The 14,296-nt window shown below is 62.6% G+C and carries 12 protein-coding genes; 4 read left to right on the top strand and 8 right to left on the bottom strand.

What is annotated here, in order from left to right; translation table 11 throughout:
* Positions 1 to 16: 16 nt before the first annotated feature.
* From AC07OV_RS22530 to cpaB, 4 genes are read right to left on the bottom strand one after another with little or no spacing between them, the layout of a single operon-like run.
* Positions 17 to 1,291, bottom strand: coding sequence for a TadA family conjugal transfer-associated ATPase (locus AC07OV_RS22530; protein WP_176999416.1), 1,275 nt, complete (start codon positions 1,289 to 1,291; stop codon positions 17 to 19).
* On the bottom strand, positions 1,288 to 2,481 hold the full coding sequence (locus AC07OV_RS22535; RefSeq protein ID WP_494998153.1) for a CpaE/TadZ family protein: 1,194 nt from the start codon (positions 2,479 to 2,481) through the stop codon (positions 1,288 to 1,290). The genes AC07OV_RS22530 and AC07OV_RS22535 overlap by 4 nt, the downstream gene beginning before the upstream one ends.
* Positions 2,478 to 3,695 (bottom strand): type II and III secretion system protein family protein, encoded by a 1,218-nt coding sequence (locus AC07OV_RS22540; protein ID WP_495093012.1) that lies wholly within the window; start codon positions 3,693 to 3,695, stop codon positions 2,478 to 2,480. The genes AC07OV_RS22535 and AC07OV_RS22540 overlap by 4 nt, the downstream gene beginning before the upstream one ends.
* 19 nt (positions 3,696 to 3,714) lie before the next feature.
* Positions 3,715 to 4,650, bottom strand: coding sequence for a Flp pilus assembly protein CpaB (gene cpaB, locus AC07OV_RS22545; RefSeq protein ID WP_494998151.1), 936 nt, complete (start codon positions 4,648 to 4,650; stop codon positions 3,715 to 3,717).
* Between the two features lie 330 nt (positions 4,651 to 4,980).
* On the opposite strand from cpaB, the gene AC07OV_RS22550 reads away from it, so the two are divergent.
* Both AC07OV_RS22550 and AC07OV_RS22555 read left to right on the top strand, forming a co-directional pair.
* Positions 4,981 to 5,184: a Flp family type IVb pilin gene (locus AC07OV_RS22550; RefSeq protein ID WP_176999412.1), complete on the top strand. Its 204-nt coding sequence runs from the start codon at positions 4,981 to 4,983 to the stop codon at positions 5,182 to 5,184.
* A gap of 59 nt (positions 5,185 to 5,243) precedes the next feature.
* Positions 5,244 to 5,648 carry a response regulator gene (locus tag AC07OV_RS22555; RefSeq protein WP_176999411.1) on the top strand — a complete coding sequence of 135 codons (405 nt, stop codon included), beginning with the start codon at positions 5,244 to 5,246 and terminating at the stop codon, positions 5,646 to 5,648.
* A gap of 238 nt (positions 5,649 to 5,886) precedes the next feature.
* Here AC07OV_RS22555 and AC07OV_RS22560 read toward each other — a convergent pair whose 3' ends face one another.
* From AC07OV_RS22560 to AC07OV_RS22575, 4 genes are all read right to left on the bottom strand, one after another.
* A complete protein-coding gene (locus tag AC07OV_RS22560; protein WP_495093013.1) occupies positions 5,887 to 7,569 on the bottom strand; it encodes a ShlB/FhaC/HecB family hemolysin secretion/activation protein in 1,683 nt (560 codons plus the stop codon).
* A 181-nt stretch (positions 7,570 to 7,750) separates the two neighbouring features.
* Entirely contained in the window at positions 7,751 to 9,304 is a 1,554-nt protein-coding gene (locus AC07OV_RS22565; protein WP_495093014.1) for a collagen-like triple helix repeat-containing protein, read from the bottom strand.
* 301 nt (positions 9,305 to 9,605) lie between these two features.
* Positions 9,606 to 10,454 (bottom strand): MaoC family dehydratase, encoded by an 849-nt coding sequence (locus tag AC07OV_RS22570; RefSeq protein ID WP_176999408.1) that lies wholly within the window; start codon positions 10,452 to 10,454, stop codon positions 9,606 to 9,608.
* Between the two features lie 2 nt (positions 10,455 to 10,456).
* The gene (locus AC07OV_RS22575; RefSeq protein ID WP_495093015.1) at positions 10,457 to 11,800 is read right to left on the bottom strand and encodes a 3-oxoacyl-ACP reductase; all 1,344 of its coding nucleotides are present in this window, start codon (positions 11,798 to 11,800) and stop codon (positions 10,457 to 10,459) included.
* Between the two features lie 113 nt (positions 11,801 to 11,913).
* On the opposite strand from AC07OV_RS22575, the gene AC07OV_RS22580 reads away from it, so the two are divergent.
* Positions 11,914 to 13,191, top strand: a complete 1,278-nt coding sequence (locus AC07OV_RS22580) for an acetyl-CoA C-acetyltransferase (RefSeq protein WP_495093016.1) — start codon at positions 11,914 to 11,916, stop codon at positions 13,189 to 13,191.
* Positions 13,192 to 13,315: 124 nt separating this feature from the next.
* Positions 13,316 to 14,215 (top strand): PA4780 family RIO1-like protein kinase, encoded by a 900-nt coding sequence (locus AC07OV_RS22585; protein WP_178918476.1) that lies wholly within the window; start codon positions 13,316 to 13,318, stop codon positions 14,213 to 14,215.
* The last annotated feature ends 81 nt before the right edge of the window (positions 14,216 to 14,296 follow it).

A 14,296-nucleotide genomic window follows, 5' to 3' on the forward strand; every position in this document is an offset into this window, starting at 1 on the left:
CCTCTCCCCTCCTGGGCTATGGCAGCGGCAAGGCCGATTCGTGACGCAGCTTGTCGCCTGCGGGGTTGATCGCCTCGCGCAGGAAACCAAAGCCGGTACGCCGGTCCAGGCGGAACAGGGTATTGATGACGTAGACGTCGTCACGCACGCCGACCACTTCCACCACCTCGCTCACGCAGCGGCGACCGTCGGGCAGGCGGGTCAGCTGGATCACCACGTCGAGCGCCGCGCAGATCATCTGCCGCAAGGTCTTTTCCGCCACCACGCGACCGGTCAGGCCCACGAGGGTTTCCAGGCGCAGCAACGCGTCCTGGGCGTTGTTGGCGTGCACGGTGCTCATGGAACCGTCGTGGCCGGTGTTCATCGCGGTCATTACATCGAGCACTTCCACACCGCGGATTTCGCCGAGGATGATGCGGTCGGGGCGCATCCGCAGGGCGTTGCGGATCAGGTCACTGGCCTTGACCTCGCCGTGGCCTTCGGCATTTGGCGGGCGGGTTTCCAGGCGCACCACGTGGGGGTGGCCCAGTTGCAGTTCGGCCACGTCTTCGATGGTCACCAGGCGCTCGTGAGGGTTGATCAACTGGCTGAGGATGTTGAGCAAGGTGGTCTTGCCGGTGCCCGTACCGCCGCTGATCAAGACGTTGCAGCGTTTGCCCACCGCCTCCTGGAAGAACTCGAAGATGCTTTGGTCGATGGTTTGCATCGCCACCAGGTCGCTGCTCTTGAGCATGTCCTTGCGAAACTTACGAATCGACAGGCAGGGGCCATCCAGGGCAATCGGCGGGATGATCGCATTGACCCGGCTGCCATCGGGCAGGCGCGCGTCCACCATCGGCGAAGACTCATCCAGGCGCCGGCCCAGCGGCGCCAGGATGCGCTGCATCACCCGCTCCACGTGGTGGGCGTCGATAAAACGCAGGTCGCTTTGGTGCAGCAGGCCGTCGCGCTCGATAAACACTCGGTGCGGGCCGTTGACCAGGATCTCGGTCACCGACGGGTCGCGCAACAGCACTTCCAGGGGGCCGAAGCCGGTAAGTTCGTCGACGATCTCTTCGGCCAGGCGCTCCATCTCGTAGCGGGAAATCGCCAGGTGCATGCGCGTGATGTACTCGGACACTTTGTCGATCACAAACTGCGCGAGGGATTGGCGCGAACCTTCCAGCAGGTTTTTGCCCGACTCTTCGATGGCATCGATGATGTAGCGATGCAGCACCAGTTTCAGGCCGTCGTGGTCGCTGTGGCCCGCCGCGCCACGGGCGGGTGCGCCGAAGAGTTTTTCGCCGTTCATCGACCACTTCCCATCAGGCGCTCGAACCAGCTCATCGACGGTTTCGCCAGGCCTTCGGAGCGTTTGGCCAGGCGTTCGCCCAGGGTTTTGAGGGCATGGGTCAGGCTTTCGCGGGGCGACAAGGTGAACAGGGTCTGGCCCTGGTTCTTGGCATTGAGGCGCACCTCCGGGCTGAACGGCAGCACGGCAATCACCTCCAGGCCGAAGCTTTTGCCGAGGGCTTCGGTGTCGGGGGCGCAGCCCTTGAGGTAGCGGTCGACCAGCAGCTTGGCGTGATCCAGGCGCATGCCTTTTTCGCGCCATTGATTCAGCACTGCAAGGTTGCGTCGGCAGTCGAGCACGCTCTGGTCGGTGCACCACAGCAGCTTGTCGCAATGGCTGACAAAGGTGCGCAGCGCTTCGCTGTCGGGCTGGCCGGTAAGGTTCACCACGATGTGCTGGAAGTGTTGGCGCAGGGCGCTGAGCAGCATGTACAGCTCGGCGGCGCTGGTCAGTTCCAGCGGCTCATCGCTGGGAGCATAGGCAAGGATGCGCAAGCCGTCCTCGGCGGTGGCGAAGGCGCTGTTGATCAGGGTGGTGTCGAGGCGGCGCAGGTGACGCAGGGCGTCGCCGAAGTTGAAGGTACTTTCCAGGCCCAGCAGCGCCAGGCTGTCGCCCCGTGGCAGGCCCAGGTCAAGCAGCAAGGTCTGTTGCCCGCTCTTTTGCACCACCATGGCCAGGTGGCTGGCCAGCAAGGCGCCGTCCGCGTTGCCTTGGGTGCCGTAGAGCACGGTGAGGCCGCCCAGTTGGGTATTCGGCGTGGCAGGTGGCAGGCGTTTGCTCAGGCGCCGCACCAGCCCGGCCACTTCGCTGGAGCGTGAACCGTAGGCGACGAAGTCCCGTGCTCCGGCGCGCATGGCATTGAGCACGAGCTGGTTGTCCATGCCATCGCCGAGCGCCACGATTGCCAGCATCGGCTTGGCTTCCAGCGCGCCTTCGATCAATGCGCTTTGGGCCACCACGTGCTCACGGTCCAGGCCCACGAACACCAGGTTGGCGAAGGTCACGTCCACCAGGGCCAACAGTTCATCCAGGCTACCGCCACCGGCGCTGACCACCTGGCCCAAGGGCGCGAGGGCACCCTGCAGCCATTCCAGGTCGGTGGTGTTGCGTGTGATTGCCAGAAACGTCTGGCTCAGGCTATCGCTCATTGGGAAAGTCCACTGCGACGGTCGAAGTTGCCGTTTTCCAGGAAGAACAGGCGGTACCAGTTCGGGTCGTAGTTGCGCAGTTTTTCACCGGGCAACGAGGGCAGTTGGGCGTTGGCAGCCAGCGGTTGCACCAAATGCGGCGTGACGATCATCAACAGCTCTTTCTCTTCGCGGCTGATATTGGAGTCGCGGAAAAACGCACCCAGGATCGGGATGTCACCCAGCCCCGGAAACTTGCTGATAGAGGATCGGTTGGTACTGCTGATCAGGCCGCTGATCACGAAGCTTTCGCCATCGGCCAGGGACACACTGGTGTCGGTACGGCGCACGGTGAGGGCGGGCACCTGGATGCCTTCGATCTGCACTGCGTTGCTGTAGTCCAGCTCGCTGACTTCGGGCGCCACCTTGAGGGTGATGCGGTTACGGTCGATGACGGTGGGTGTGAGGGTCAGGCGGATACCGAACTCCTTGTATTCGATGGAGATGCTGTCGCTGCCGCTGCTGGGCACCGGGATCGGCACTTCGCCACCGGCGAGGAAGGTCGCGCTCTGCCCGCTGAGGGCCACCAGGCTGGGACGTGACAGGGTGTAGGCGAAGCCGCTCTGCTCCAGGGCGTTGATCATGGCCGAGATCCGCCCGCCACCAAAACCGATGTTGAAGAAACCGTTGTTCACCCCCTGCCCACGGAAACTGTTGGCGGTGGTGGCGGGAATGGCGCCGTTGCCCGGGCTGCCGAACAGGAAGTTGCCGCCCTGGCCGAACAGCGACGTGCTGGCCTCCTTGAGCTTGGTACGGCTGACTTCGACGAAGCGGATATCGGTCTGCACCTGGCTGGGCAACGTCGGGTCTTCGGACGGCGACAGCGACAGGCTGGTCAGGGCCGAGGTGGCCTTGCCTTTGACGAACACCATGCTCTGGCGCGGGGTGGTCGAGCAACCGGTCCAGACCATCAGGCTGGTCGCCCCGGCGCCAACGCCGGTCAACAGGAAGTTGCGGTCGCCGTTGATCCGTACATCGGCAATCCTGGGGTCGCCGATGGCCAATCGTGTAATGGCGACCGGCGATTGCAGTTCCTGTTGCAACCCTTCTCCCACCTCAACCACGGCGGGCAACTGGCCCAGAGCGCTGCAGCTACCTGACGCGGCGAAGGCCATGCCCACGGGCAGGCTTGACAGCATCAGGACCAAGGCCATTTGAGCGTAGCGATGGCTCATTCAAGGCTTCCTTGTTCAATCAGGGCGTTTGTTGGGCGGCTTGCGCACCACGGATCACTTCAATGCCACGGCGTTGGCCGCCAGGAGCGGTCGCGACCGGTGCGATTCTTTTTGGCGGGGGCGCCATCGCCAACTGGGTGAATTGGTAGAGATCGCGGTCGGCGCTTTGCACTTTTTCCGCTGAGTCGTTTTCGCCGGCCCAGTAACGGCTCAGCAGTTGTTCGTCGGCGCTGCGTACGGCCAGGCGCAAAATGCCTGCCTGGGACGCCAGCATCAGACGACTCAATAAGGGTTCGGGAACCGCCAGCACCACCGTGCGCGCGGCGGCTCGGCGTTGGGCGGCCTGGGCTTTTTCTTCGGGGGTGGAGGGCGGCAGGACGGCGGGTTTGCCGTCATTGGCCAAACCGACCTGGTCGCCCACGCTGAGCAGACGCATGGCCGGAAGCACCACCTGCGCCGACTGCTCGGTATTGCCGGGCTCCTGGCGCAGGAACAGCAGGATATCGACGAAGTCGCCGGGGCTCAGTTGGCCTCCCGCGCCGATCACCTCGTCGACAGGCACCGCCAGGGCGCGCTCGTCTGGGCGAATCATGCGGGCCAGCGGGCCTCCGGCGCTGAAGCTTTCCTCACTCAACCAGTTGCCGGCACCCAAGGTGCGCAGCGGAATACGGCCGATGGCTTGATCGAGGCGGGTGAGGCTGCCCGCGGGCACGGTGCGCAGGTTTTCGATGACCAGGTCAGTGGCGGCGAGGGGGACGAAGGGGGGCACGTCATGCACCAGCACCACCACCGGCTGGCGGGTTTTGTCTTCGACGGCGGCGACGCTGTTTTCGACGGAAATGACAGGTGCTGCAATAGGTTCCGGTGCGCGGCTCAGCGCCAGACCCCAATAGCCGGCGATCAAGGCTCCTATTAGAAGTACGCCGGCCAGGATCATGCTGAAACGACTGTTCATGACGGCTCTCCTTATCCCGTTGCACCGCTGCCCGCTAATCCAAACGGGTTAATCCGCAACACTGGCTGCTATGAACATCTAACTATTTCGCTATTGGAAGGTAGTTCAGCTAGGACGAAATGCCATTACCCGCGGCAAAATTTCTCTGAACTAAAAAAGTTTTCATGAAAAGCACGGTTTTATGACGCCAACTTTACGACTAATACTTTGTGATTAATTCGTTCTTACAGTTGTGAGGGTGAGGTTTGTTGACAATGCTCTAATGGCACACGGCAATCATCGTGCAACACAGCTGTACCGGCGCTCTGCGGCGCATTAGGGAGAAGTATTATGTTCCTTGACTTGATCTTGAAGGCGTTTGTCCAGACCCAGTTGTTTTTTCGACGCAGGGATGGGGCATCGGCCATCGAATATGTGATTATCGTGGCGATTGTCGCGCTGGTAATTATCGGTGCGGGTTCTGGGCTCGGCGATAAGATCAAAGGTGTTTTCACTTCTGTATCAAATGCGTTACCGGCGGGTAGTGGTACTTGATTTTTAACTAAGTTGCATACAACGCTCTGTTGGCGAACATTAATCACTGGGTATCGTCTATGACACCGTCGTCGTCTCGCCGCCAGCAAATCCTATTGGTGGACGATGAAGAGGACGCCCTGATCGAACTTGCCGAATCCCTCGAAAATGAGGGATTCGTGTGCTTCACCGCCACCTCTGTCACTTTCGCCTTGCAGGAGCTGACCCTCAACCCGGATATCGCCCTGGTCATCACCGACCTGCGCATGCCCGAGGAGAGTGGCATCTCCCTGATCAAGCGCCTGCGCGAACACACCTCGCGTTCACACTTGCCGGTCATTGTGATGTCGGGCCATGCTGAAATGGACGACGTCAGCGACATGCTGCGTCTGCAGGTACTGGACCTGTTTCGCAAGCCGATCTACCTGGTGCGCCTGATCGACACCTTGAACAGCCTGTTCCCCCTGCCCAAACCCCGCCTCTGATGTAGTGAGCGGGCTTGCCCCGCGCCGAGGCCCCCAAGCCCGATTGAAGGATCGCGTCTCCAGCGCAAGGCCGCGCCTTTGTAGTGAGCGGGTTTACCCCGCGCCAGGCGGCACCCCCCCCAAACTAGTCGACGCGGGTTGGTTGAAGGCATGAGATTGGTGGTGGGGCTGGCGCGGGGTAAACCCGCTCACTACAGGGACCGGTGTTTATACCCCGCCCCGGCCCCGACGTCGGGTTTCAAAGCTGGTAGCTGAAACTCAGCGAATACCGTGGCCGCCGGTCATAGTTGTCAAACGCCACCTCCGACAACGGCTTGGCCGCCTCGAGCGCTATGTTGTAGTACTTGGCGTCGCCAAAACGCAGGCCCAACGCCGCCGATGACATGTCGTTGCCGTGGATCGGCAGGTCGTTGTACCAGGTCTTGGCGCGGTCGAAGACAACGTACGGCTGCAGGATCCTCACCCAGTCGCCGGCGCGGTTGTAACTGTAATTGACCTCGTACGCCAAGCCCCAGCCCTTGTCGCCTGAACCCTGGTCATCGGGATAACCACGGCCGAAGTTTTGCCCGCCAAAGGTGGCCCGCTCGCTGTCAGGCAGGGTGTCATTGGTCCAGTAAGCCGCAGCCGACAGCACGCCTTGCCAATTATCGAACAGCTTGTTGCTCTGCACCCCCGACAGCCGCACGCGGAAGAAGTCGAGGTCTGGCGTGAGGCCGCCGAAGTCCGAGTGGGTCCTGGCGCCCATGCCGTTGATGCCTTGGTACAACCCGGCGCTGAGGATGCGCAGTTGGGTGGTGTCGGCCTTGCGCCAATCGCCTTCAAACGCGAGGGCGCGCAGGTCGGTTTTCAGGTCAAAGCGTTGTGGGAAACCCTCCAGTTTGTAGCGGGTGGTCTGGTCGACGGCGTACAGGCGCGTACCCAGGCTCAACGACTCGCTGGGCGAGGCGATAAAGGGGTGGGTGAACCCCACGGAGTAACGGTCGATCTCCTGGTGTGGCTTGAGCTCCAGGCCGTCACCCAGTTGCACGTTGGTACGGGGATCGGCGCGATAGCGTTCGCCCGACAGCACCAACTGCGTGCCCTCGGCATTGATGAACTGACTGTAGGCCGCACGGTAGTAGTGTTCTTTGTCGTTCCCGGGCGGGAACAGTCCGCTGACGCTCAGTTGCTCGCCCATGGACGTCTGCGAATTGCTGGTAGCGCTGAGCAGTGCCTGGGTGCCGCCCCGGCTGGCTTCGGTGAGGCTCATGCTGGTAGTGAACGGCTTGCGGCTGGCGGTGATTTGCATATGGGTGCCGCCGCCGGTGGTGCTGGGGGGCGGTACTTGGGCTTGCAGTGTCACGCCCGGAATAGTGCTCATCAAGGTGGTGTAGCGCTCGAAGGTCTTGCGGGTCAACGGGCGTTCGGCCTTGAGTTTTTCTGCCAGTTTGTCGATGTAGGACGAGACCGAGCCGACGTCGCCTTGCAGCTGGTAGTCGCGGATATAACCCTCCACCACCACCACGTGCACCAGGCCGTCGTCGAAGCTTTGTTCCGGCAGGAACGCGTAGGACAGCAGGTAGCCGTCCTGTTGATAGCGCCGGGTGATACCGCGCGTGGCTTCGATCAGTTGAGCCAGGTTGGTCTCGTGGCCGGTCAGCGGCTCGAAGACCTGGGCCAATTCCTTGAGCGGGTAAATCGTGCCGCCGTCGATCTGCAGTTTGCGAATGGTCACTTTGGTGTCCATCAACAGGGGTTGGGCTTCAGTGGCGGCGGGTGTCGGCAGTTGGGTTTGCGGGGCGACCGGACGATAGGCGTCGGCGGGCAGGTTGGGCACGGGCAGGTTGCGGATGGTGTCGTTGCTATTGAGGAAGCTGGGTAGGGTATCGGCGCAGGCGTAAGTACTGAGGGTGAGCAACAACAACGGCGTCAAAGCGCGCATAGGACACTCCATGGTCAAAGCAGCAGCGTTTTGCAGATTCCCGCCGGGCTCTGGGGGCGCGGTTCGGGTACTTCCCGGGCATTTCATTTGCCCATAAAAAAGACGAGAGGCTTATAAGGTCTCTCGTCTCAACCAAGCGTAGGCGCTGTAGGTGAGGCCGTCTAATCGGCCAGGTGCAATTCTATTTTTTACCGGTCAGGCCACCGAGCAAGCCGCCCAGCAGACCGCCGTTGGCGCTGGCGCCGGCACTGGCCCCTGCGGAGGCAGATGCGCTACCCCCCAGGTTCAGGCCGCCACCGAGCAAACCACCCCCGGCGTTGGTGCCGCCGGTGACCAGGCCACCGATGGACGCTACGGTGCCACCGACGGCGCTGACAGTGCCGCCCAAGGCGTTGGTGACCGGGTTGGCGTTGGCGCCGCTGAGGGCACCGCCCAGGTTGCTGATTGCGCCGCCTGCGTTGGTGACCAGGCCGTTGATCGGTGCACCCAGGCCGGTTGCGCCGCCGACGTTTTGGGTCAGGCTGGTGACGCCGTTGGTCACAGGGTTGAGAGCATTTCCGAGCACCTGAGTCACTTGCCCAACCGGTGCGCCCGCTGCGGTGTTCGGTACGCCACTGCCACCCAGCAGAGTGCCCAGGGACGCCACGGTGCCACCCGCTTTGCCACCGGTAGCGCCTGCTGCGCTGACCACACCGTTGGTGCTGCCTGCATCGAGGCCGTTACCGGCGCCGGCGATGATGCCGCCAATCAGTTCTGGCAAGCCGAGATTACCCGCGCCGCCAGTGCCGCCGCCGCTACCATTGCCGGAGCCGGTGCCGGTGGCTGGGTCGACATAGCCGCTGGCTTTATCCACCACGGTGCCTACACCATTGAGTACGTTACCCACGATGCCGGTCACAGGGTTGCCGGTGCCGCCAGCGTCGGCGACTTTATCGCCCAGGCCGTCGACGGTGCTGCCGACTTTCTTCAACAGGCCGCCTACTGGGGTATCCAGGCCGGTCGCGGTGCCCACTTGGCCGGTGGTTTTTTCCACCAGCGACACAACCGGTACCAGTACTTTTGCGCCGACGGTATTGGTGACCGAGCCCAGTGGGCCGGTGGTGCTCGCAGTGCTCAAGGTGTCGCCGAGCATGGTCACGACATTGCCGACCTTGTCGACCACGCCGCCAACGACAGGGGCTGCGCCGGCAACGACCGGTACGTTCCCCAGCAGGGTGGCCACATTGCCACCTGTGGTGCTGACGCCATCGCCCAGGTCGGCGACGCCTTTGCCGACACCGGCCAGTGTTTTGCCCAGTGCATTGCTGTCGGTGCCGATGGTACCGAGTCCTGTGGACAGGCCGTCGCCGATGCTGCCGACCGCGGTGCCAGTGGCGGTCACCAGGCCGCCTGTGGTTGCGCCGACAATCGGCAAGCTGCCAAGGGTAGTGCCGAGGCTTTTGACGGCGCCGCCAACGCCGGTCACGGTGTCGCCCAGGGTGTCGACTACGGTTGCGGTCACCAGAGGCGTGGTGGTACCGCCACCGGTGCCACCGCCTGTTCCGCCGCCGGTGCCACCACCGGTCCCGCCACCTGTACCACCGCCCGTGCCACCACCGGCTGCCGAGTCGGTTGAAGCCGAACCACCACTGTGATGTCCACCGCCACCGCTGCTGCAGCCTCCGAGCGCCAATGCGACTGCCAGGGCCAGCGCTGTACTTGTTTTCCAGATCACCACTTGAGTTTGAGTGTTCATGATTGAGTTCCTTGCACCTGTACAACCTTGGGTTGTTTTCAAACGCTCGTTATTTCTTGGATAGCGATGCGTTTGTCCGTGTGGCTATAACAGACCCGGGCACTCTTTCTCACAATGCTCAACTTGGTATTAACGATTTATATACTGGGTTCAAGTCAGGGCTTAATGACTAATACCAAAGCGATAAAGGGTAGATGTATCTGGATATATATATTTTAAAAATCAACGACATAAATAAAAAAGCGGGCTTAAAAAAGCCCGCTATAACTTAGGGTGTATATATACAATTAATCGGTGATTTTCACGCGATCGGCTGCCACTTGCCTACCATGTGTTGTAGTTCGCCCGCGCCTTTCAACAGCAACTCGCCGCTGGAACCGGGGGCGCTGCTATACAGGGTGACTTCACTGGGCAGGCGCACGGGCTTATTGAACTCGACATGCAGTTCAATATTGGCAGCGGGCAAATGTTCACCCAGCGCAGCAAGGGTATGCGCTGTGTTCCACAAGCCGTGGGCGATGGCCTGCGGGAAGCCGAACAGCCTGGCGGTCAGGGCGCTGAGGTGGATCGGGTTGTAGTCGCCGGAGACCCGCGCATAACGGCGCCCGATATCGGCAGGGGCTTTCCAGCGCGTCAGTTCGCTGATTTGGCTGGGCGTGGGCAGTGGATTATCCAGCGCCTCGCCTTCGAGCTTGACGCCCCGGCACAACATGCGGCTTTCGGCTTCCCATAACAGCCCGAGGGAATCCTCGGCGGTGGTCAGCAAGTCAAAGGTTGCCCCTTTGCTGTGGGGCTGGAGGTTGCATGTCTGTACGCTGATCGTCAGTTCACTCACGCCGCCCAAAGGGCGGTGAATGCGGATGCGGTTGCTCAGGTGAACCAACCCCAGTAACGGGAAGGGAAAGTTCTTGGCCGTGAGCAGCTGCATCTGCAGGCCGAACGCCAGGATATGCGGATAAGTCGCCGGCAGGATTGGGCTGTCGGCGAAACCACAGACCTTGCGATACGCCGCCACGTCGTTGGGGTTGATGCGCACCCGGCAGCGCAAGCCCTGCTCGGGCAAGGTGGTGCCGGTGATCTTGCGTTTGAGTGCCGCTCGCCAGTACAACGGCGGCAAGAAGGGTGTGCTGCCTAAGGTGTGCCAATCCATGTTTATGCTCCCAAAAGGCTTTGCCCACACACCCGCAACGCTTGCCCGCTGACCGCGCCGCTGCCCGGCTGGCCGAGCCAGGCGACCGCTTCGGCGACGTCCTGGGGCAGGCCGCCCTGGCCCAGCGAACTCATGCGCCGCCCGGCTTCACGCAAGGCGAAGGGGATGTGTGCGGTCATCTGAGTTTCGATAAACCCGGGCGCTACCGCGTTGATGCTGATGCCCCGCGCTTTGAGCCGCGGCGCCCACGCCTGGGCCAGCCCGATCAAGCCCGCCTTGCTCGCGGCATAGTTGGTCTGCCCACGGTTGCCGGCGATACCGCTGATGGACGCCAGCAACACCACGCGGGCGTTGTCGTGCAGGGTGCCGCTGTCGAGCAATGCCTGGGTCAGTACCTGCGGGGCGTTGAGGTTGACGGCCAGCACGGCGTCCCAGTATTCCGGGGTCATGTTGGCCAGGGTCTTGTCGCGGGTAATGCCCGCGTTGTGCACCAGGATGTCGAGGCCGTCGGGCAGGTGTTCCACCAGCTGCGTGGCGGCGTCTTCGGCGCAGATGTCCAGCACCACCGTGCGCGCGCCCAGGCGCGCGGCGAGGGCTTCCAGGTCGGCCTTGGCCTGGGGCACGTCGAGCAGGATCACGTCGGCGCCGTCGCGGGCGAGGGTTTCGGCGATGGACGCACCAATGCCCCGGGCAGCGCCCGTGACGAGCGCCTTGCGCCCGGCGAGGGGGCGCGTCCAATCCTCGACCGGGGTGGCACACGCTTCCAGGCGAATGACCTGGCCGGAGATGTAGGCACTTTTCGGCGAAAGGAAGAAGCGCAGAGCACCTTCCAGTTGGTCTTCGGCACCTTCGCCAACGTAGAGCAATTGCAGCACGCCACCGTTGCGCAACTCCTTGGCCAGAGATCGGCTGAACCCCTCGAGGGCGCGTTGGGCGCTGGCGGCAAAAGGATCGCTGAGGGTTTCTGGAGCGCGGCCGAGAATCACCAGATGCGCGCTGTTATCCAGGTTCTTCAGCAGCGGCTGGAAGAACTCGCGCAGTTGCTTGAGCTGATCGGTGTGTTGCAGGTCGCTGGCGTCGAACACCACCGCCTTGAGCTTGGGGCCATGCCCGGGAATCCACGTCGAGGCCTCGGCGCCGTAGGTGTAGGTCGCGTCGGTCAGCTTGTGGGCGAACGCCTGTACCTTGGCTGTCAGCTCACCGCCGCCCAGTAGCAGGGCACCTTCAACGGGGCGCAGGCGCCCGGCTTGCCAGCGTTCCAGGCGTACCGGTGACGGCAGGCCAAGGGCAGCGACCAGGCGATGGCCGAGGCTTGAGTTGGCGAAGTCGATATAACGGTCAGACATGGAACGCTCTCCGAAAGCTGGGGTTCAAAGGGTTGACCACCCCGGGGCGGTAGTCGTTCGATCAGCCTAGGCTAGGCTGGATGATTACACCCACAACCCACAGGGAGCTTTCCATGACTCAATTGCGCCGTGTAGCGATCATTGGCGGTAACCGCATTCCATTCGCTCGCTCCAATGGCCCGTATGCCACGGCGAGCAACCAGGCAATGCTGACTGCGGCCCTGGAAGGCCTGATCGAACGCTACAACCTGCACGGCCTGCGCCTGGGCGAAGTGGCTGCCGGTGCGGTGCTCAAGCACTCCCGGGACTTCAACCTCACCCGCGAATGCGTGCTCGGCTCGCGCCTGTCGCCGCAAACCCCGGCCTATGACATTCAACAGGCCTGCGGCACCGGGCTGGAAGCAGCATTACTGGTGGCCAACAAGATTGCCTTGGGCCAGATCGAGTGCGGCATCGCCGGTGGCGTGGACACCACCTCCGACGCGCCGATCGGCGTGAACGAAGGGCTGCGCAAACTCCTGCTGCAGGCCAACCGCAGCAAATCGTTGGGGGATAAATTAAAACTCCTGTTACAACTTCGCCCCCATCACCTCAAGCCCGAGCTGCCGCGTAACGGCGAACCGCGCACCGGGTTGTCCATGGGCGAGCATTGCGAGTTGATGGCGCAAACCTGGCAGATCCCCCGCGCCGAGCAGGACCAGCTGGCCCTGGAAAGCCATCAGAAACTGGCCGCGGCCTACGCCGAGGGCTGGCAGAACGATTTGCTCACACCGTTTCTCGGCCTCACCCGCGACAACAACCTGCGCCCCGACCTGACCCTGGAAAAACTCGCCAGCCTCAAGCCGGTGTTCGAGCGCAGCGAAAAGGGCACGCTCACGGCGGGCAACTCCACGCCGCTGACGGATGGTGCCTCGCTGGTGCTGCTGGGCAGCGAAGCCTGGGCGAAGGCGCGTGGCCTGCCGATCCTGGCGTACTTGCGCGACGGTGAGGCGGCGGCGGTGGATTTCGTCAACGGCGCAGAAGGCCTGTTGATGGCGCCGGTGTATGCGGTGCCGCGCCTGCTGGCCCGCAACGGCCTGACGTTGCAGGACTTCGATTACTACGAGATCCACGAGGCCTTCGCTGCCCAGGTTTTGTGCACGCTCAAGGCCTGGGAAGATGCCGACTACTGCAAGACGCGCCTGGGACTTGACGCCCCCTTGGGGTCCATCGACCGCAGCCGGCTGAATGTGAAGGGCAGTTCCTTGGCGGCGGGGCACCCGTTTGCGGCCACCGGAGGGCGTATCGTCGCCAACCTGGCCAAGTTGCTGGACGCGGCGGGCAAGGGGCGCGGGCTGATTTCCATCTGTGCGGCAGGCGGGCAAGGGGTTACGGCGATCATTGAACGCTGAAATTGGCATATTGGATGCATTCTTAAGTGATCAACGGTCGGTAGCCTCTCCCACCGGCGAGCCGATTGCCGTATAACGAGTGCCATACGCGTATTTGGTAATAAAGGACCCACAATAAAAGCTGATGAAGACTCCTAAACGCATTGAACCCCTGATCGAAGACGGTCTGGTCGACGAAGTGCTGCGCCCACTCATGAGTGGTAAAGAAGCAGCTGTTTATGTGGTGCGCTGCGGCAACGAATTGCGTTGCGCCAAGGTTTACAAGGAGGCGAACAAACGAAGTTTTCGTCAAGCGTCCGAATACCAGGAGGGCCGCAAGGTCCGTAACAGCCGTCAGGCCCGGGCCATGGCCAAGGGTTCCAAGTTCGGCAAGAAAGAAGCCGAAGATGCCTGGCAGAACGCTGAAGTGGCGGCGTTGTTCCGCCTGGCCGGTGCGGGCGTTCGCGTGCCCCAGCCGTTCGACTTCCTTGAAGGCGTGCTGTTGATGGAGTTGGTGGCCGACGAGTACGGCGATGCGGCGCCGCGCCTGAACGACGTGGTGCTGGAGCCGGACCAGGCGCGTGAATACCACGCCTTCCTGATCTCCCAGATCGTGCTGATGCTGTGTACCGGCCTGGTGCACGGTGACTTGTCCGAGTTCAACGTACTGCTTACGCCGACGGGCCCGGTGATCATCGACCTGCCCCAGGCGGTGGATGCGGCGGGCAATAACCACGCGTTCAACATGCTGGAGCGGGACGTGGGCAACATGGCTTCCTACTTCGGGCGTTTTGCCCCGGAGTTGAAGAAGACCAAGTACGCCAAAGAGATGTGGGCGCTGTACGAAGCCGGCACCTTGCACCCGGCCAGCGTGTTGACCGGTGAGTTTGATGAGCCCGAAGAGTTGGCGGACGTGGGCGGCGTGATGCGCGAGATCGAAGCGGCGCGGCTGGACGAAGAGCGTCGCCAGGCGATCCGCGCGGCGGATGAAGCGCCACCGAGCAAGGTCCCGGACGAGCCACCGCCGCCGCCTTGGATGCAGTAACACGCTGTGGGAGCTGATCCTGTGGGAGCTGGCTTGCCTGCGATAGCATCCCCTCGGTGCAACTGATGGACCGAGGTGTCC

The organism is Pseudomonas sp. GW821-FHT09A09, from assembly GCF_059418405.1.